The 19,847-nt window shown below is 66.8% G+C and carries 15 protein-coding genes; 8 read left to right on the forward strand and 7 right to left on the reverse strand.

All coding sequences use genetic code 11. The annotated features are described in order from the left end of the window. Positions 1–119: 119 nt before the first annotated feature. The 3 genes from MMB92_RS25030 to MMB92_RS25040 all read left to right on the forward strand — a co-directional run bounded on the left by MMB92_RS25030 (position 120) and on the right by MMB92_RS25040 (position 3,512). Positions 120–1,073, forward strand: a complete 954-nt coding sequence (locus MMB92_RS25030) for a YihY/virulence factor BrkB family protein (RefSeq protein WP_058902914.1) — start codon at positions 120–122, stop codon at positions 1,071–1,073. A 416-nt stretch (positions 1,074–1,489) separates the two neighbouring features. Then, positions 1,490–2,647, forward strand: a complete 1,158-nt coding sequence (locus MMB92_RS25035) for a porin (RefSeq protein ID WP_060268261.1) — start codon at positions 1,490–1,492, stop codon at positions 2,645–2,647. Positions 2,648–3,038: 391 nt separating this feature from the next. Next, positions 3,039–3,512, forward strand: a complete 474-nt coding sequence (locus tag MMB92_RS25040) for a VOC family protein (protein ID WP_006488901.1) — start codon at positions 3,039–3,041, stop codon at positions 3,510–3,512. 148 nt (positions 3,513–3,660) lie between these two features. Here MMB92_RS25040 and MMB92_RS25045 read toward each other — a convergent pair whose 3' ends face one another. Together MMB92_RS25045 and MMB92_RS25050 are read right to left on the reverse strand one after the other, a co-directional pair. Further along, entirely contained in the window at positions 3,661–4,452 is a 792-nt protein-coding gene (locus MMB92_RS25045) for an AadA family aminoglycoside 3''-O-nucleotidyltransferase (protein ID WP_125332082.1), read from the reverse strand. Positions 4,453–4,720: 268 nt separating this feature from the next. Continuing rightward, the gene (locus MMB92_RS25050; protein WP_006492882.1) at positions 4,721–5,170 is read right to left on the reverse strand and encodes an HU family DNA-binding protein; all 450 of its coding nucleotides are present in this window, start codon (positions 5,168–5,170) and stop codon (positions 4,721–4,723) included. Positions 5,171–5,436: 266 nt separating this feature from the next. Here MMB92_RS25050 and MMB92_RS25055 point away from each other — a divergent pair, with 266 nt between their 5' ends. Next, entirely contained in the window at positions 5,437–6,555 is a 1,119-nt protein-coding gene (locus MMB92_RS25055; protein ID WP_125332084.1) for an acyltransferase, read from the forward strand. Between the two features lie 365 nt (positions 6,556–6,920). Here MMB92_RS25055 and galU read toward each other — a convergent pair whose 3' ends face one another. Further along, on the reverse strand, positions 6,921–7,808 hold the full coding sequence (galU, locus tag MMB92_RS25060; protein ID WP_006482949.1) for a UTP--glucose-1-phosphate uridylyltransferase GalU: 888 nt from the start codon (positions 7,806–7,808) through the stop codon (positions 6,921–6,923). A 229-nt stretch (positions 7,809–8,037) separates the two neighbouring features. After that, positions 8,038–8,181 (reverse strand): hypothetical protein, encoded by a 144-nt coding sequence (locus MMB92_RS25065; protein ID WP_006479318.1) that lies wholly within the window; start codon positions 8,179–8,181, stop codon positions 8,038–8,040. Between the two features lie 217 nt (positions 8,182–8,398). On the opposite strand from MMB92_RS25065, the gene MMB92_RS25070 reads away from it, so the two are divergent. Next, on the forward strand, positions 8,399–9,574 hold the full coding sequence (locus MMB92_RS25070) for an acyltransferase (protein ID WP_006495937.1): 1,176 nt from the start codon (positions 8,399–8,401) through the stop codon (positions 9,572–9,574). 382 nt (positions 9,575–9,956) lie between these two features. On the opposite strand, the gene MMB92_RS25075 is transcribed toward MMB92_RS25070, so the two are convergent. The 3 genes from MMB92_RS25075 to MMB92_RS25085 are packed head-to-tail and all read right to left on the reverse strand — an operon-like array spanning position 9,957 to position 16,121. Continuing rightward, positions 9,957–12,425, reverse strand: coding sequence for a glycosyltransferase family 4 protein (locus tag MMB92_RS25075; RefSeq protein WP_012493216.1), 2,469 nt, complete (start codon positions 12,423–12,425; stop codon positions 9,957–9,959). Next, complete coding sequence (locus MMB92_RS25080) at positions 12,422–13,888, reverse strand: flippase (RefSeq protein ID WP_080331151.1); 1,467 nt, start codon at positions 13,886–13,888, stop codon at positions 12,422–12,424. Before MMB92_RS25080 ends, MMB92_RS25075 begins: the two co-directional genes overlap by 4 nt. Positions 13,889–13,928: 40 nt before the next feature. Then, positions 13,929–16,121 (reverse strand): hypothetical protein, encoded by a 2,193-nt coding sequence (locus MMB92_RS25085; protein ID WP_058902911.1) that lies wholly within the window; start codon positions 16,119–16,121, stop codon positions 13,929–13,931. Between the two features lie 468 nt (positions 16,122–16,589). Between MMB92_RS25085 and MMB92_RS25090 the strand changes: the two genes are divergently transcribed. The 3 genes from MMB92_RS25090 to MMB92_RS25100 are packed head-to-tail and all read left to right on the forward strand — an operon-like array spanning position 16,590 to position 19,688. Further along, entirely contained in the window at positions 16,590–17,654 is a 1,065-nt protein-coding gene (locus MMB92_RS25090; RefSeq protein WP_006495941.1) for an acyltransferase, read from the forward strand. Between the two features lie 35 nt (positions 17,655–17,689). Beyond that, positions 17,690–18,736 (forward strand): GDP-mannose 4,6-dehydratase, encoded by a 1,047-nt coding sequence (gene gmd, locus MMB92_RS25095; protein WP_006495942.1) that lies wholly within the window; start codon positions 17,690–17,692, stop codon positions 18,734–18,736. Then, positions 18,723–19,688: an NAD-dependent epimerase/dehydratase family protein gene (locus MMB92_RS25100; RefSeq protein ID WP_006491265.1), complete on the forward strand. Its 966-nt coding sequence runs from the start codon at positions 18,723–18,725 to the stop codon at positions 19,686–19,688. The genes gmd and MMB92_RS25100 overlap by 14 nt, the downstream gene beginning before the upstream one ends. Positions 19,689–19,847: the final 159 nt, after the last annotated feature.

Genomic DNA, 19,847 nt, shown 5'->3' on the forward strand with positions numbered 1-19,847 from the left:
TGGGGTGAAACTGAAAGGAATTATAGACAGTTCAGGCAACTATGATCGAATCCTCGGATCAATACCGATATGTCCGATTAACCTGCGATGATCCGCGTTCCGCGCGCAACCGAACCGTCATGAAACGACAGATCACTTCAGAAGCCACCCGTCTCGCCCAGCAGCAGGCCAACTGGGCCCTCACCGCGTTCAAGCGCTTCTCGTCCGACCGCTGCTCCGCGATGGCCGCGGGCATCGCGTTTTTCTCCGCGTTCTCGCTCGCGCCGACCCTCGTGATGGTGATCGCGGTGGCCGGCTGGTTCTACGGCGACGACGCCGCGCGCGGCCAGGTGTTCGAGCAGGCGCATCAGCTAATCGGCGACGACGCGGCGGCCAGCATCCAGACGATCGTGCAGAACGCGCACCGCGCGGGCGAACGCGGCGGCATCGCCACGCTGATCTCGTTCGCCGCGCTCGCGATCGGCGCGTCGGCCACGTTCGCGTCGCTCAGCGCGGCGCTCAGCGTGATCTGGCCGGCCACCGAAAGCCGCTGGTCGAGCATGCTCGGGCTGGTGCGCGTGCGGCTGATCTCGTTCGGGCTCGTGCTCGGCGTCGCGTTCCTGCTGATCGTGTCGCTCGTGCTCGACACCGCGATCACCTTCATCGGCACCTGGCTGCTGGGCAATTCGCCGTACGTGGTCGTCACGAACGTCGTGCAGTTCTTCGTCGGCATCGCGGTGCTCGCGGCCGCGTTCGCGTCGTTGATGAAGTTCCTGCCCGACGCGCGCGTCGCGTGGCGCGACGCCGCGATCGGCGGCATCGTGTCCGCGATCCTGTTTTCCGGCGGCAAGAAGCTGTTCGCGCTGTATCTCGCGCATGCGGGCACCGCGAGCGCGTTCGGCGCGGCCGGGTCGTTCGCGGTCCTGCTGATGTGGCTGTACTTCTCCGCGATCGTGCTGCTGCTCGGCGCGGAATTCGCGGCCGCCCGCGGCGACGCGCATCGGCCGACCGCGAATCCGGCGCCGGCCGCGGCCGCTCAAGCGACTCGAGCCGCTCGGCCCGATCCCGCCGCGAATCGCCCGCGCGACGACTGATTCAGCCCGCCGAAGACGGCCGCGCATCGATCCCGCCCGTACCCGGCACACCCTCCCGCTCGCTTGCAACCCCGTGGTTCGCCGCGCATTCGCGCGGCGTCGACGCTTGCCTGACACGTCGGCGTGCATGCACCTGCAACCGCAAACGTTTGCACACCCTCATTTCCTTGCTGCAACGGGCCGAAACAGGGGGTCTGCCGCCATGCGCATCAGCGATTGAAACAATCGCACCGCAGCAATTGTCAACTATTTCATAAACAGGAACAGTGTCTGATGTGCTTGATATATATGGATTTTTTCCTGCTGTTACCTTTTCGAGACACTTTATTTTTTAAGCTTTCTTGCGTGTATGGCACTGAGCTATTCTCCAATCCGCAACAAATAACGATGAATCACTTGCGTGGAGAAACTCAACGATGAAGAAACTTGCTCTCTCGACCCTCTCGCTCGCCCTGCTGGGCGCCGCCGGCGCTGCTCAGGCTCAGTCGAGCGTGACGCTGTACGGTGTGATCGACACGTCGATCACCTATGTCCACGGTAACGATGGTCAAGGTAACAATTCGTGGTCGATGGGTAGCGGCAACCTGCAAGGCAGCCGCTTCGGCCTGAAGGGTGCAGAAGACCTCGGTGGCGGCCTGAAGGCGATCTTCCAGTTGGAAAACGGCTTCAACTCGGCATCGGGCGCACTGGGCCAAGGCCAGCGCATGTTCGGCCGCCAGGCTTTCGTCGGCCTGCAAAGCGACCAGTACGGTACGCTGACGCTGGGTCGCCAATACGACCCGCTCGTCGACCTGGTTCAGGGCGTGACGGCTGACAACTACTTCGGCAGCGTGTTCGCCACGCCGGGCGACGTCGACAACAACGACAACAGCCTGCGCGTCAGCAACGCGATCAAGTACACGTCGCCGGTCTGGGCAGGTCTGCAGTTCGAAGCGATGTACGCACTCGGCGGCGTCGCCGGCGCAACCGGCAAGGGTCAGACGTGGGCGGCAGCTGCAGCCTACAACAACGGCCCGCTCGGCCTGGCTGCGGGTTACTTCCACGCCAACAACTCGGCGCCGCTGAACGCCGCTGGCCAGCGCACCGGCTGGGCCGGCACGTCGGACGCGATCTTCGACGGCTCGGGTAGCTTCATCAACAACGCATACACGTCGGCATCGTCGATCGGTATCGCGCAAGTCGCTGGCCAGTACGCATTCGGCCCGGTCACGTTCGGCCTCGGCTACAGCAACGCGCAGTACAAGGCTGATGCGAACTCGGGCTTCGGCGCGAACCAGAAGTACAACACGGGTCGCGCATTCGTCACGTACCAGGCATCGGCACCGCTGCTGCTGGGCGTGGGCTACATCTACACGAAGGGTAGCGGCCAGACCGACGCCAAGTACCATCAGGTTTCGCTCGGCGCGGACTACTCGCTGTCGAAGCGTACGGACATCTACCTGGTTGGCGCGTATCAGCACGCAAGCGGCCACAACGCCGACGGCAGCGATGCGCAAGCGTCGGTCGGCTCGTACGGCATCGCCGGCAAGAGCTCGCAGGAAATCGTCGCACTCGGCCTGCGTCACAAGTTCTAAAAACGAAGTATCCGGTGTGCATGGCGTCTCCGACGCCTTGTCGCCGACCTGGAAAGCCAGCCCCGGTTTCGGCCGCGGCTGGCTTTTTTTCGTCCGCCTCCGGCTCGCGGGCCGGCAGCGTCTGCACGGCCTCCGCGCGACAGCCGGGCCCGACATAGGTCGGCCGGCCGGCAGCGGCGCCTGGCCGCTGCCATGCCCGCGCAACCCGGTTTCCACGGCCCGGAGAGCTCGCCGTTTCCGCCAAGGACGACTAACATCCGCACTGCCGGCACCGCCCGGCCCGACCGATGCGGGATTGGTTCGCGCCGCGTGTCGATTTCGGCGGGCGTCGTCCGTCGTATCGATGGCGGCACGTGGTTTGCCCCGGACCCATACAGACAGGAGATTCGTCATGACGATTCAGAAGATCACGCCTTTTCTCTGGTATTCGACGGAAGCCGAAGAAGCAGCGGCCTTCTATGCCGGCATCTTTCCGGATTCGCGGATCGTGCGCGTCACGGCGGTGCCCGGCACCGACGGCACGCGGATGGTCGAATTCGAGCTGTTCGGGCAGCCGTTCTTCGCGATGAGCCACCCGCGCACGGAGACGTTCAACCACGCGATCTCGCTGCTCGTCAGCTGCGCGGACCAGGCCGAACTCGATCGCTACTGGAGCGCGCTGCTCGACAACGGCGGCACGGCCGACGGCTGCGGCTGGCTGCGGGATCGTTATGGCGTGTCGTGGCAGATCGTTCCGGAAGCGCTCATTCCGATGATGGCCGACCGCGACACGGTCAAGGCGGGCCGCGTGGCCGCGGCGATGATGCAGATGACCAAGTTCGACGACGCCGCGCTGAAGGCCGCCTTTGCGGGCACCGCGGGCTGACCCGGCGCACCGGGCCGCGCATGCGTGACGCCGCGCCGGGTCGCGTGCACGCGCTCGGCTCGACGGTGCGCGCATGCCGCCGGCTCGCGAGCGTTCGCTATCCGCAGCCGGCCGGCAAACCGGTAGCGTGCATCGTCGGCGCGAACTGCTACGCCGACAGCATCGACTCGATCGCCCGCCGCGCGTAGCCGATGAATTCCGCCAGCGGTTCGCCCGACAGGATCGCCGCGCCTGCGTCACCATCGAGATAGGCCGCACGCGCAGCCGCCAGAACCGGCCGGTGCGCGTCCGGCAGGCGCGCCAGCACCCACGCCGCGGCGACGTCCTTCGGCGCGATTTTGCCGGTCGCGGCGCTATACCAGATGCGCGCGAGCGCGAGCACGATGTTGCACGCGTCGTCGCGCCAGTCGGGTTCCGCGTGCCACTGCGCCGCGGTAGCGAGCAGCGCGGCGACGAAGTCGCGCGCGGGCACCGGCTCGAACAGCACGTCCGCGGGCGGGCCGACCAGCGCGATGCTGTGCTCGCGCGCCTTCGTCAGCAGGATGGCCAGATCGTGATCGACGAGCGGCGGCTCGACGATGCCGGCGTCGAGGTCGCTGCGCAGCCATTCGCCGAACTGCAGCTCGCGTCGCGCCGGATGACGCCACGGCACCACGTCGCCGTGCGCGACGACCGTGACCTCCAGCGCACGCATGCCGCCGCTGCAACCGGGCGGCGCAGAAGCACCGAGCAGGTCCGACATCAGCGCGCGTCGCGCCGCTTCGTCCGGGCGCACCGCCACCGTCACCAGCAAATCGATGTCGCTGCGCGGTTTCAGGCCGCCGTCGAGCGCCGATCCGAACAGGTGGATCGCTTCCAGCGTCGCGCCGAGATGCCGTTCGATCACGACACGTGCGGCGGCGACCTGTGCGGCGATGTCGTGCGGGGTGTCGTCCGTCACGATGACAAATCTCGCGATGCGCTCGCGACGGAACGCGCGGCAACAACGCGGCGCGCGAATGAAACTCGCGGCTCGGCGATGCGGATGCGGATGCGCGACTTGCGATCCGCCGCACATCGTGCGTCGGCCAAACCCGGCATCGCCGGGCGATCCGTTCGCCGCCGCGCGCTTTGCGCGACGCAATAAAAATCCCCGCACGCTTTCGCGTACGGGGATCTCGGGACACTGCAACGGCTGCCGACATGCATTCGGCAGTCGTTGCGCGGCATTACGCTGCCGCGTCCTTCAGCTTCTTCAGCGCACGTGCCTTCACGCGCACGCTGGCCGGCTTCGCCGGGAACCAACGCTCTTCGCCCGTGAACGGATCCTTGCCGAAGCGCTTCTTCTTCGCCGGCACGACTTGTGCCGTGATCTTCAGCAGACCCGGCAGCGTGAACTCGCCTGCGCCCTTCTTGTGAACCGAGCCCAGCACGACGTTCTCGAGTGCGGCGAGCACTGCCTTGACCGCCTTCACTTCGACAGCCGCGCGCTCAGCGATATGCGTTGCGAGCGATGCCTTCGTGAACTTGTCCTTCAGCGGCGTCGGAGCAGCCGGTGCTGCCTTTGCGACAGCCTTCTTGGCCACTACTTTCTTCGCGGGCGCAGCCTTTTTGGCAGCCACTTTCTTGGTCGCCGGTGCGGCAGCCTTCTTGGCCACCTTTTTTGCGGAAGTCGCCATGTTTCTCCTACCAGGTGTGGTCGTTGGATACACGAAGCGTGCAACGCGCGCGCTTCAACGCCGGATTCTACAAGCGCCTTGACGCTTCGTGCAGTACTTTTATGCGTTTTCGCGGGGTTTCCCGCAGGTTTTGTTGCGCGCGACCGACTTCATCGACACTCGAGCATGAAAAAACGCGTGTACGTATGGGCTCAAACAAGCCGAACGCGAATTACGTTCGATATTTGCGCACCTATACTGGGCGCGCTCAATGCCCGGATGCCTCCATGCGCGAAGTCAGATACGTCAAAGGACTCGACGGCCTGCGAGCCCTCGCCGTCATCCTCGTTTTCCTGTCCCACAAGGGCCATGTCCTTGCCGTCGACGTCGGCAAGCTCGGCGTGTGGACGTTTTTCCTCATCAGCGGATTCCTGATCGTCGGCGAGTTGCATCGCAACCGTCAGGCGGTCGAATGCGGCACCATGACGCGCCGCCACGCGCTCGCGCTGTTTCTCGCGAAGCGCGCGCTGCGGATCTTTCCCGTGTATTACCTGCTGCTCGCCGCGCTCGCGATCGCGCACGCGCTGTTCTACCAGCGCGGCGTCAATCTCGGGCTCGCCTGGCACGCGGTGTTCCTGTCGAATTACTGGATCGGCGTCGTCAAGGACGGCTGGCCGGGCTCCACGTCGCATTTCTGGAGCCTCGCCGTTGAACAGCAGTTCTATCTGATCGCACCGCTCGCGCTGCTCGCGGTGCCCGCCGCGCGACACGTCGCGCTCGGCGTCGCGGCCGTCGCGCTGTGTGCGCTCGCGCATCTCGCGCTCTACCTGTCGGACGCGTCGCCGGTGCTGATCTACGCGTTTTCCCCGTGGAATTTCGCGTTGATCGCGCTCGGCGGCGTCGGCGCGATGGCGCTCGCCGATCGCGGCGCGGCCGCCGCGCGCCGCGTACCGCCCGGCTGGCTCGGCGCGGCCGGCGTCGCATTCTTCCTCGCGCTGCCCGCCTGCACGACCTTGCCCGATGCGGTCGCGGGGCTCGCGGATCTCGGCCTGTCCGTGTCGCTCGGCGCGCTGATGCTGTGGATCGTCAGCGCACCCGAGCATCCCGTCGTCGCGCTGCTCGACTGGGCGCCGCTTGCCTATCTCGGCACGATCAGCTACGGCTTCTACCTGTTCCACAACCTGATTCCGGCGCGCTTCGGCGTGCTGCCCGCGTCCTTCGCGCACGTGCCGCTGCCGGACATCGTCCGCGACGCGGCGCCGGAACTGCTGCAATTCGCGCTCGCCGTGCTGCTCGCGCACCTGTCCTGGCGTTATCTCGAAAAGCGCTTGCTCGACTTCAAGAAGCCGATCGCCGCGCTGCTGGCCCGGCACTTCGCCACGCAGCCGAGCGCGTCGCCGCGCTGAGCGTCGCGTGGACGCGGCGCGCGGCGAAAGCCGGACGGGAATGCGTCGATACCGGTGACGCCCGGCGACCGGCGGCATGTCGGCCGACACCGCGTCATCGCGCGACACCCACGCGAGTGACGTGCATGCCGCGCAATCCCTCCACCGATCCGGTCACGCGACGCATGCTTCGGCACCGCTTTCACGCGCGACGTCCCGCCTCACCGGCATGCGTCGCGCGCCTGCACCCCGCACACCTGCCCGGCACCGCGTGCCGACGTCGCGCACCCTGCGCTCGCGCCCGCGCAAACAAAAAAGCCCCGGCGCGCGAGCGGCCGGGGCCAACGGAACAACCACCACCTGAAACGACGGAGCGCGCGGCCGCTTTAAGCGACGGCAGCCAGCGCGGGCAAGCAGGTACGCAGGTACGCCTCGAATTCGCGGCTCACTTCCGGATGCTGGAGCGCGAGCTCGACGGTGGCCTTGAGATAACCGAGCTTGCTGCCGCAGTCGAAGCGCGTGCCGTAGTAGCGATACGCGAGCACCTGCTCGTTCGCGAGCAGCGACTGGACGGCGTCGGTGAGCTGCAATTCGCCGCCCGCGCCCGGCTTGAGCTTGCGCAGATGATCGAAGATCGTCGGCATGAATACGTAGCGGCCGACCACGCCGAGGTTCGACGGCGCATCCTCCGGCGCCGGCTTCTCGATGATGCCCGACAGCTTGATGATGTCCTCTTCCCACTCCCGGCCTTCGACGACGCCGTACGAGCGGCTGTCCTCGCGCGGGATCGTCTCGACCCCGATCACCGAGCTGTGATAGTGGTCGAACACGTCGACGAGCTGCTTGAGCACCGGCTGTTCGCCGTGCAGCAGGTCGTCGGCGAGGATCACCGCGAACGGCTCGCCGTGCACGAGCTTCTCCGCGCACAGCACCGCGTGGCCGAGGCCGAGCGCTTCCGGCTGGCGCACGTAGAAGCAGTTGACGTGGCTCGGCTTGATGCCGCGCACGAGTTCGAGCAGCTTTTCCTTGCCGCGCGCCTCGAGCTCGGCCTCGATCTCGTACGACTTGTCGAAATGATCCTCGATCGCGCGCTTGCTGCGCCCGGTGACGAAGATCATCTCGGTGATACCGGCGTTGATCGCTTCCTCGACCGCGTACTGAATCAGCGGCTTGTCGACGACGGGCAGCATTTCCTTCGGGCTCGCCTTCGTTGCCGGGAGGAACCGCGTGCCGAGACCGGCAACGGGGAACACGGCCTTGGTGACTTTCAACATGTTCGCATCCTGATTGCGTTGACTGCGCCGCGTCGACCTGCGACCCGGCGCGATTGTGTTCCGAACGGCATATCGAGAATCGACGGTACGGCCAATTCCACTCCGCTCATTTTCGATATGAACTGATTGCCCAATGATTCCGAAAAAATATAATCGTTTCAATTCGGTCGATATTGCCGGACCGATTGCCGAGGCAGAAACAAATTACCGATTTTCCGGATACAAATGCTTACGATTCGAATTCCTCGATATAGGGCACGCCGCCCCGCTCGAGGCCCGGGCGGATCGGTTCGTTCTTCAGCGCCTCGCGGTACGCCGACAGCACGGCCATGACCAACAGTACTGCAGCGCTCGCGATCCAATGCATGTCCATCTTGCCGCTCCTTGCATCAATCAACTGGAGCTTCAAACTATCAGAAAAAAATCGGCAAATAATTCGCACCCCTCGACGAGCCGCTTTCAGGTCGCGATAACTCCGTGATGTGGAATACCGATATTTCCGGGCGAGATTTTTTTATTCATTGACCGAATTCTTGCGCATTACGATTGGATGAAACTTCCCGTCCATCCGTCGCAAGGAATCGAATCGCATGCAAGCTTTCAGCGGATCGTCTCTGGCCGCGCCGCCCGTCGCCGACCACAAGGAACACGTGATCGACGCGATGCGCGGCTTCGCGGCGCTGCTCGTCGCCTATTTCCACTGCCGCCAGGTCGTCTGGGTCGGCATGCAGAGCTTCCATCATGCTTACGGTCATGCACTGAGCCCGGGCGTGATCGCCGGCTACCTGACCTTCCCGTTCGCGTGGGGCTCCGCCGGCGTGCCGATCTTCTTCGTGATCAGCGGCTACTGCATCCACCGCAACGCGGCGCTCAAGCTCGCGGCCAACCCCGCATACCGGCTCGACGCGCCGAACTTCTGGGTGCGCCGCTTCGCGCGCATCTACCCGGTGCTGCTCGCCGCGCTGCTGTTCACGCTCGCGCTCGACGCGGTCAGCCTGCAGATCGAGCCCGTCAGCCACAAGATCCGCGACGTCGGCCTGGTCGCGTTCCTGGTGAACCTGTTCTCGCTGCAGGGCGTCGCCGGCTACACGTACGGGTCGAACGGCGCGCTGTGGACGCTGTCGCTCGAAGTGCAGTTCTACGCGGTCTACCCGCTGCTGTTCGCGCTGCGCCGGCGCATCGGGATGCCGGCCGTCGTGGCCGCAGTCGCGCTCGTCAACGTCGCGTCGGCGTGGCTGCTCGAACGGCACGACCTGCAGTTCTTCACGTCGTACTGGCTGTCCTGGACGATCGGCGCATGGATCGCCGACGTGCGCGCGCAGCAATCGCGCGGCATGGCCGTCGTGCCGTCGCGCGCGTGGTACGTCGCGGCCGCCGTGCTGCTGGCCGCCGGCTGCGGCGCGTTCCATGTCGGCCAGTACGGTGCGTTCCAGCTGTGGTCGGCCGGCTTCGCGTGCTTCCTGTACCGCGCGCTTGCCCGCCCGCCGCGCCCGACGCCGCCGCTGCGCGTGCTGAGCTGGTTCGGCGACTTCAGCTACTCGCTGTACCTGGTCCACCTGCCGCTGTTCGTCTGCCTCGGCTCGGTGCTGTTCCATTCCGAACTGCAACTGTCGATCTGGCCGTCGTTCGCGTTCATGGCCGTCGCGATCCCGGTGGCGTACCTGTTCTACCGGATGTTCGAACGGCCGGCGATGACGTGGTCGGCCAGCTTCAAGCCGACCCGCGCCGCCCGCGTCGTTGCGTCGACGCCCGAACAGGCCGTCTGACCCAAGCCGGCCGGCCCGTCCGGTTTCGCGGCCCTCGCGCGGCGTCTCGCCGCGCGGGGGCTTTTTCACGGCCGGCGCGCGGTCGCGGGCCGCTTCGACAAGGGACGGGCAGCCTGCCGCTCTCCGACCGCGCCACGACCCGCGTAAGCCGTCTCTGCGGGGTTGCTGCAGCACGACTGCAACGGTGTCGCCTGCCCGCTTCACGTTGCCGATGGCCCGTTCCCGGTTTCAGATGACGATCGGCCATGCTCGCGCCTCATGTGGAGTCGGCGTGCATGCCCGCCCGTCCGCCACCACCAGACATCTCGCCCGCTGAAAAGCGAAGCCCCCACGCAGCACGACACCGCATGGGGGCCCGTTTGCCGCCGGCTCGCGCCAGCTGCTACTTCTTCGCGTTCGCGGCCTTGGCGGCCTTCGCCGTATCCGCGAGGATCTTCTCGACCCGCTCCACGTAGGTTTCGGTCCCGAACCGGCGCACCGCGGTCGCGCGCCCGCTCGCGACGAGCCGCTCGCGCAGCGCGCGGTCGCGCTTGAGCGTCGCCAGCGCATCGGCCAGCGCGGCCGCGTTACCCGGCTCGCAGAGCAGCCCGTTGTCGCCATCCTCGATGATCTCGACGACGCCGCCCGCCCGCGCCGCGACGACCGGCCGGCGCGCGAGCATCCCCTCGACGATCACGCGCCCGAACGGCTCCGGCGTGATCGACGTGTGCGCGACGACGTCGACCGCCGTCATGCACGCGGCCACGTCGCGCTGGAAGCCGAGGAAATGCACGCGCGCGTCCATCCCGTGCTGCGCGACGTATTCGTGCAGTTGCGCCGCATAGTCGTCCTCGCCGAACAGCGGCGCGCCGACCAGCACCACGTGCATGTCCGGATGCCGCGCGGCGGCCTCCAGCAGCACGTGCTGCCCCTTCCAGCGCGCGAGACGGCTGAACGAGCCGACCAGCCAGGCGTCCGCGGGCAGCCCCAGGCGCGCGCGCAGCGCGGCCTGGCTCACGCCTTCCAGCGCGTCGAACGGTTCGGCCGAAATGCCATTGAACACGACGTCGACGTGCTGCGGCGTGAAGCCCGTCAGCGCGCGGAACGCTTGCGCGGATGCATCGGAGTTCGCGATCACGCGCGTGACGCCGAGCCGCGCGCAATACTTGATCGCCTTCAACTGCTTGCCGCCGAAATGGTCGGTGCTGACGATGTCGCGCAGGTGCCAGACCACCGGCTTGCGCGCGAGCCGCCCGGCGAGCGCGGCGACCACCATCGCGCGTTGGGTGTTCGCGTAGATCACCTCGGCGCGGCGCGCGCGCCGCGCGACGTCGCGCACCAGCCGCACGAGCTGCTTCACCGCGCCGAACGACACGCCGCCCTGCTTGCGCACGCCCGCGAGCGCACCCTGCTCGACCACGTCGACGCGCGCGCCGATCTCGTCGAGCGCCGCGCGGAACGGACCGTCGGCGAACAGCAGCACGTCGGCGTTCGCGCGCATGTGCTTCATGATCTCGAGCAGCGACAGCTCGGCGCCGCCGAGCACGCCGCTCTGGTCGAGCACGAGCGTCGCCGGGCCGCGCGCGGCCGGCAGAGGCGCGGCCGTGCCGCGCTGCGCGGTCGAGCCGGGCAGCGCCTGCTCCACGTAGTCGAGGAAGCGCCGCCGGAACGTGTCGGCGGAAAACCGCTCCGCGTTCGCGCGGCACGCGTCCGGCGTGAAGCGCTGCGGCGCGCGCTCGAAATCGTCGACGGCCGCGACGATCGCCTGCGGCGTCTGTTCGTCGAAGAAGAGGCCGGTCGGGTGCAGGTTCGATTGCGGGTCGAGCACGGTTTCGAGCGCACCGCCCTTGCCGTACGCGATGACCGGCGTGCCGCACGCCTGCGCCTCGACGACCGAGATGCCGAAATCCTCCTCGGCCGCGAACACGAACGCCTTCGCGCGCCGCATCCGGTCGTGCAGCACCGCGAACGGCTGGTAGCCCATGATCTCGACGTTCGGGCCGGCCTTGGCGCGGATCTTCTGCATCTCGGGGCCGTCGCCGATCACGACCAGCTTGCGCTCGGGCGTGCGCGAAAAGGCTTCGACGATCAGGTCGATCTTCTTGTACGGCACCATCCGCGACGCGGTCAGGTAGAACTCCTCTTTCACCGCATTCAGCGAGAACGCGTCGACGTCGACCGGCGGAAAGATCACCGCCGCGTCGCGGTGATAGACCTTCCTGATGCGCCGTGCGATGAACGCGGAATTCGCGACGAAGCCGTCCACCGCGTTCGCGGTGCGCGTGTCCCAGTTGCGGATGTAGTGCAGGATCATTCGCGCGAGCAGCGATTTCGGCCCATGCGTGAGGTTCGACTGCTCCAGATACTGGTGCTGCAGGTCCCACGCATAGCGGATCGGCGAATGCACGTAGCTGATGTGTACCTGGTCCGGCCCGGTCAGCACGCCCTTCGCGACCGCGTGGCTGCTCGAGATCACGAGGTCGTACTCGGACACGTCGAGCTGCTCGATCGCGAGCGGCATCAGCGGCAGGTAGCTACGGTACTTGGTGCGGGCGAACGGCAGCTTCTGGATGAAGGACGTCGTCACCGGCTTGCCGCGCACGAACGCGCGGTCGTCGAGAAAATCGACGAGGCTGAACAGGTCCGCGTCGGGAAAGCACGCGACGATCTGTTCGAGCACGCGCTCGGCGCCCGCATAGGTGACGAGCCAGTCGTGGACGATCGCCACGCGCAGCGCACGCGCCGGCTGCCGCGCGCCGGCGCGCTCGGCCGACACCGCGCGGTGCAGCGCGGCGGCGTCGCCCGGGTGGGCCACGGCAGCATCGGCCGTGGCGAGATTCAGGACGGCGTGTTCCGCCAGATCGCGATTCATATGGTTTTCCTCGCATTGAGACGGACAAACAGGTCGCGCACGAGCGCGCGCAACCCCGGCGTCATCGTGAGCGACCACGCGACGTTCAGCACCAGCACGACCACGCACATGCCGATCGACTCGCCGAGCCCCGGCCACGCCTGCGCCAGGAACAGGCTCGCCAGCAGGAACGCGAGATGCGCGAGCATGTCGAGCACGATCGCGCGCATCCGGATCGCCGACAGGTACAGCAGCACGCCGTAGTCGACGAGCGCGCGCGCCGCGACGACCACCGCCGCGCCGATCAGCCCGAAGTGGTGAATGCCGAACCACAGGCCGCCGACGAAGAACGGCATCTCGACGAGCCCGGCGAATGCCGCGCGGGCCGGGTTGACCTGCGACTGGATCAGGATGCGCGTGACGCTCGCCTGGCCGACGAGCCACACGCTGATCACCAGCACGCGGCCGACCGGCGCCGAATGCGCGGCGAGATCGGCGCCGACCCACAGCGTGAGGAACGGCGCGAGCGCGAAGATCGCGACGATGCCGACCGGCGTGAACACGCCGTTCAGGAACTCGAGCGACTGGCGCGCGAGCGTATCCGCATGATCGCGGCCGACCGCCGACAGCCGCGGGAACAGCGTGCGCACCAGCGCGTTCGGCAGCATGTTCAGGCGCGTGACGAGGTTCTGCGGCACCGTGTAGTAGGTGACGAATTTCGCGCCCATGCCGGCGCCGAGCATCACGCGGTCGAGCGTGTCGGCGATCATGCTGGTCGTGCTCGCGATCAGCATCCAGCCGCCGAAGTTGAACAGCCCTTTCGCGGTGCCCCACTGCGGCGGATCGATGCGGCGGATGCCGAGCACCTTGATGCTGGCCTGCCCGAGCATCACCGCCGCGATCAGCCGCGCGACGACGGCCGCGGCGAGCACCGTCTGCAGGTTCGGCGCGATCCACCACGCGGCGGCGAGCGGCAGCAGCTGGAACAGGAACGTGCCGATCGTCTGGTTCGTGTTGAACACGCCGAACCGTTCGGCGCCGTTGATCGCGCCGGCGAACACCCACGACACGTTCGCGAGCGGAATCGCGAGCGCGAGCCACGGCAGCGCGAGATACACCTCGTGCTGCATCGCGGCCGACACCTTCGTGAAATACGCGGTGTAGACGAACGCGCCGAAATAGATCAGCAGCCCGCCCGCGATGCCGGTGCCGAGGTTCAGCCAGAACGCGCTCCAGAACACGCGCGCGCTTTCGTCCGCGTCGCCGCTCGCGAGCGCCTTCGAGATGTGGTTCTGCGCGGCCATGCTCATCCCGAGATCGAGGATCCCGAAATAGCCGATCAGCGTCCATACGAGGCTGACGACGCCGTAGCGTTCGACGCCGAGCGCGTGGATGTACGCGGGCACCGTCACCAGCGACACGAAGGTCGGCAGGATCAGCCCGATGAAGTTGATCGAAACGTTCTTGAGTATGCCTTTGTCCATGCTTGAGCCTTGAGTGACGTCGACGACGGCGCGCCGCCCGTCACGGTTTCCAGCGATACATCAGCACCTTGCCGCGCGCGTCTTCCTCGACGAACACCAGGTACTCGCCGTTCTCGCGCCGGAACGCGCTGATGCCGAACGGCACGTCGACCCAGCCGGACGCCTTGCCGACCTCGGCGCCCGGGCTCATCACGCCGACTTCCTTGCCGGTTTCCTTGTCGTACACGTGGATCTTGCCGACCGGCTCCACCGTGAAAAGGTAGCGCCCCTCGACCGTGATCCCGATCAGGTCGAAGATCGGCTTCGCGTCGAGCTTCCACGGCAGCGCCACCTGGTAGCGCGCGACTGGCGAGCCCGTCGACCACTTGTCGAAGCGGATCAGCACGCGCCCGACTTCCTTGTTGATGCCCGGCTGCGGCGGCGCGTCGGCGGTGTAGCCGGTCACGTACAGCGTGTCGGTCTGTGGCTCGTAGATCGCGCGGCGCAGCTGCGTGAACGGCTGCGGCATCGGGTAGGTGGTCACCTTGTCGTACGAATAGATCGGGTTGCCGGCCTTGTCGACGCCGCCGTACTGGAAACGGTGGATGCCGCGCACGTCGCTCGTGCGCCAGATGTCGCCCTTCGTGTCGACCCACCAGCCCCAGCCGCCGGCCTTCGCCTTGCCCGTCGTGTTGAGCTCGGACTCGTCGGCATCGATCCGGCCGTTGCCGTTCGTGTCGCGCCACAGCCAGTCGCCGCCCGGCGGCTTGTTCGGCACCTTGTCGACCGGTCGCGCACGGCCCGCGATCAGGCCGGACGGAATCGCGACTTCGCCGTCGCGCTTCGCGTCGAAGCGGTAGATCTTCAGGTGATCCGCGTACATGTCGGTCAGGTACAGGAACGTGCGACCGTCCACGCGCCGCGCGATCGGCATGCCCGGATACTGGTCCGTGTGGAACACCGGGTCGTCCGGATACTTGAAGCGGTTCGACAGGAAGCCGACGTATTTCCAGTCCTGGCCCGGCGGCTTCGACAGGTCGAGCTCGAAACGCTTGTTGCCCGTGTACACGCTGTTCGGCCGTGCGGGATCGAGCCACGCGCCGTCGACGAACAGCAGCCCCTGCACCTGCCAGCGCAGCTTGCCGTCCGGCGTGTAGCTTTCCAGCACCGCGCCGAGCCCCGCGCCGATCGTGTCGTGGCGCGGCCCGATCCCGTTCATCGACACGTAGATGTTGCCGGCGCGGTCGACACCGACGCCCGTCAGCCCGTTGAAACGCTGCGGCCCCGGCCGACCCGGCACCGGGCCCGCGAAGATGCCGCCGCGTTCGCCGAGCGTGCCGGACGGCGCATAGCCGTTGCCGCCTTTCGAGAAGATCAGGATCTGCTGGCGCGGCCCGTTGTCCGCGATCAGCACGCGCCCTTTCGCGTCGACCGCCACGTCCACCGCGTCGGTGCCTTCCGGCAGCGCCGGCGCGTCGTCGAGCTTGCGGCCGTCGGCCCGCACGTGCACGAGATGCGCGGGCCCGCCCAGCGTATCGGTCAGCAGCCACAGCGTGCCGTCGCCCGCGAGCGCGATGCGGCCCGGCTCGTGCGCGCTCCACGTGCCCTTCTGCTGCATCGTCTCCGCGTCATAGACATCCACCACGTCGCGCGACGGATTGGTCGCGAACAGCGTCTTGTCGTCGGCCGCGAGGCCGCCCACTTCGGCCTTCGCCTCGCCGACTTCCGAGCGCGCGGGCGCCGGCACCTCGTTCATCATCATGAAGCTGGCGGCCATCCGTGCGCGGCCGGCGTCGGCGCGGCCGCCCGGCGCGACCTGCGGCGCCGCGCGAAACGGCGCGGGCTGCTTCATGTCGCCGATCGTGCGTCGCGAGATGCCGAACCATTGCTTGCCCTTGTCCGGCCAGATGCCGGGCGCCTGCAAGTGGCCGCGCTCGTTGCCGACGCCGATCGCGACATACGCGTACTTGCTGTTCACCGCAATCGCGTTGCCGCCGAGATTGCCCCAGCCGTGCGTGCCGCCGGCGAAGCCGAGCATCTTCCCGTCCTGGTAGACGCTCGCCTCGGCGCCACTCTCGTCCCACGGCGCATTCGTATACACCTTGCCCTCGGGCGTCACCGCGATCGCGCGGATGTCGATCTGCGTCCATGAGCCGTCGCCATAGCCGAACGTGTTGCCGATCCACGACGTCGTCGCGGGCAACACCGTTTCGGCCGGCACGGCGCTCGTCAGCAGCGCCGCGCATACCGTCATGCCAACCAGAATCAGACGTCGCAATGCGCTTCTCCAGACTTGATGCAACAGCGACCGGCGCCGCCACGGAGTGCCGCGGATGCGCGCTGTCGCTAAATGGGTTTCAAACGTCGCGATGCAGGTTACAAGCAAAAATAATCACAAGAAATTTGGAAATATTTGGGGATGTTTCCGCGTGAAATATCGAACCGGAACAGCGAGTAAATGGCGCGCGGAAACGGCAATAACGACCGCCTTTCCCGCGCCACCACGTAGAAAATTCCGCCCCGCACCGCCCATCGGGCCCGCCCGGGCGCCAACCTTTCATCTCGCGATCGCAATAATCGGCATTTGAATATTTGTCGCCAGATAAATGACGCGCGTTTTTTTACCGATTTCTTTTCCCTAGAATCGATTTCGATTCCATATTCCATTAAAAGGCATGCAATACGTACACGCATTGGATGCGGGTCGTGAAGGAGCCGCGCGATGACGGCCCTGGCACGCCCCGCCGACCTCGCCCCGCCGCAACACGGCCGCATCGTGCAGCTCGACGGGCTGCGCGCGATCGCGGTGGGCGCCGTGTTCCTGCAGCACGCGCTGAAGGCGCCGCTGTGGATGGGTGTCGATCTGTTCTTCGTGCTGAGCGGCCTGCTGATCACCGGCATCCTGCTCGATCGCAAGGCGCGCGGGCAGTCGTACTTCAGCCACTTCTATGCGCGCCGCGTGCGCCGCATCCTGCCGCCGTACGTGCTGCTGCTGGTGGTGTCGACGCTGCTGTTCGGCGCGAGCTGGCTGCCGCACTGGCCGTGGTTCGCGTTTTTCTCGACCAATATCGGGCTGTCGCTCGGCAGCATCGGCCATGACAGCCTGAACGTGTTGTGGTCGCTCGCGGTCGAGGAGCAGTTCTACATCTTCTGGCCGTTCGTCGTGCTGTGGTGCTCGGAGCGCGCGCTGCTGTGGGTCGCCGCCGCGCTGATCGTCGCGGCGCCGGTGCTGCGCGCGATCGCGACGCCGTGGTTCGATTCGTTCTGGCCGATCTACTACCTGACGCCGTTCCGGATGGACCTGCTCGCGGCCGGCGCCTTGCTCGCGATCGTGCTGCGCCGCGACCGGCGCGCGCTCGAGCCGTTCTACCCGCTCGCGATCGTCGGCGCGCTCGTGTCGCTCGCGATCCTCGGCTGGCTGCACCTGTCGTTCCCGCGCTTTCGCGCCGCGAACACGCCGATGTCGAATGCGGCGCTCTACAGCATCTCGCTGCTGCTGTGCACGTCGATCGTCGTGATCGCGCTGCGCGGCCGCGGCCTCGTGCAGCGTGTGCTGACGAACCCGATGCTCGTCTACGTCGGCACCGTCAGCTACACCGTCTACCTGATCCACCTGAGCGTGCTGTACGCGCTGTGGCCGCTGCATCTGAACCGCTTCGTCACGGCCGCGCTCGCGCTGGCGATCACGCTCGCGTACGCGACCCTGAGCTGGTACGGCTTCGAACGGCGCCTGACGCGCGGGCCCGCGCGCCGCGCGGTGCCGGCCGCCGCCGGCACGACCGCCTGAATTTCATCATCCATTGCTTCTACCAGGACAACGCCATGAGCCAAACTCGTAAAAAGGCCATCATCACCGGAATTTCGGGGCAAGACGGTGCGTACCTGACCAAACTGCTGCTCGACAAGGGCTACGAGGTCACCGGCACCTATCGCCGCACCAGCTCGGTGAACTTCTGGCGTATCGCCGAACTGGGCGTCGACACGCATCCGAACCTGACGCTCGTCGAGCACGACCTCACCGACGCAGGCTCGAGCCTGCGCCTGCTCGAACGCACGCAGCCGGACGAACTCTACAACCTGGCCGCGCAGAGCTTCGTCGGCGTGTCGTTCGACCAGCCGGCGACGACCGCCGAAGTGACCGGCATCGGCCCGCTGAACCTGCTCGAGGCGATTCGCGTCGTGAGCCCGAAGACGCGCTTCTACCAGGCGTCGACGTCCGAGATGTTCGGCAAGGTGCAGGCCATTCCGCAAACGGAAACCACCGCGTTCTACCCGCGCAGCCCGTACGGGGTCGCGAAGCTGTACGCGCACTGGATGACCGTGAACTACCGTGAATCGTATGGCCTGTTCGGCAGCAGCGGGATCCTGTTCAACCACGAATCGCCGCTGCGCGGCCGCGAATTCGTCACGCGCAAGATCACGGACACCGTTGCGAAGATCCGGCTCGGCAAGGCGACCAAGCTCGAGCTCGGCAATCTCGACGCGAAACGCGACTGGGGCTTCGCGCTCGAATACGTCGAAGGCATGTGGCGCATGCTGCAGGCCGACGAGCCCGACACCTACGTGCTCGCGACCAATCGCACCGAAACCGTGCGCGACTTCGTGCGGATGGCGTTCGCGGCGGCCGGCTACCAGATCGAATGGACCGGCAAGGGCGAGCAGGAGCGCGGCCTCGACGCATCGACCGGCAACGTGCTCGTCGAAGTGAACCCGAAGTTCTACCGCCCGGCCGAAGTCGACCTGCTGATCGGCTGCGCGGACAAGGCGAAAAGCAAACTGGGCTGGGCACCCAGGACGACGCTCGAACAACTTTGCCAGATGATGGTCGAAGCGGATTTGACGCGGAACCAACACCATGACACGTTCTGAAACCGGGCGTCCGTCGCGCCGTGCATTCGTCACGGGCCTGACGGGCTTCACCGGTCGCTACATGGCCGAACGCCTGCAGGCGGCCGGCTATGACGTCTGGGGCACGGTCGCGCCCGGCACGCCCCGCCCCGCCGATCCGGCGTTCGCGCAGTGCACGCTGCTGCCCGTCGACCTGCTCGACGCCGAGGCCATGCGCGCGGCTGCGGCCGATGCACGGCCCGACGCAGTCGTGCATCTCGCCGCGCGTGCGCATGTCGCACAGGACGAGCCGTCGCAGACCTACGCGGTCAACATCGTCGGCACGCGCAACCTGTTGGCTGCCCTCTCCGGCCTCGACCGCCGTCCGTCGGCCGTGCTGCTGGCCAGCAGCGCGAACATCTACGGCAACTCGACGGCCGGCGTGCTCGACGAAACCGTCGCGCCTGCGCCGGCGAACGACTACGCGGTCAGCAAACTCGCGATGGAATATGCGGCGAAGCTATGGGCCGACCGGCTGCCGATCGTGATCGCCCGGCCGTTCAACTACACGGGCGTCGGCCAGAGCGATGCCTATCTGCTGCCGAAGCTCGTCGCGCACTATGCGCGCAACGCACCGCGGATCTCGCTCGGCAATCTCGACGTGAGCCGCGATTTCTCCGACGTGCGCGACGTGACGGCCGCCTATCTGAAGCTCATCGAAGCCGCACCGGCAGGCGAGACGTTCAACGTCTGCTCGGAGCGCGCGTATTCACTGAAGGAAGTGCTGGCGATGCTGTCGCGCATCGCCGGTTACGTGATCGACGTGACGATCGACCCACGCTTCGTGCGACACAACGAAGTGAAAAGCCTGAGCGGGTCGCGCGACAAGCTGCGGCGCGCGGTCGGCGAATTGCCGGTCACGCCGCTCGACGAAACGCTGCGATGGATGGTGGACGCGATGCGTGCTGCACCGCCCGGCCACGCCGCTGGCTGAACGGGACGACACGCACGCAACGGCATGCGCCGAATCGGCATAGGGGACGGCCATGAGGCCGTACCCCTGCCACACCACCCGGCATGCGGGTCCGCACCGGGCGGTTCGGGAAGTTGAGGTTATGAGAGTCGGGGCACACCCAGCCGATCGAAGTACGCG

It is taken from the genome of Burkholderia sp. IO2 (assembly GCF_029522185.1).
GTDB classification, from domain to species: domain Bacteria; phylum Pseudomonadota; class Gammaproteobacteria; order Burkholderiales; family Burkholderiaceae; genus Burkholderia; species Burkholderia cenocepacia.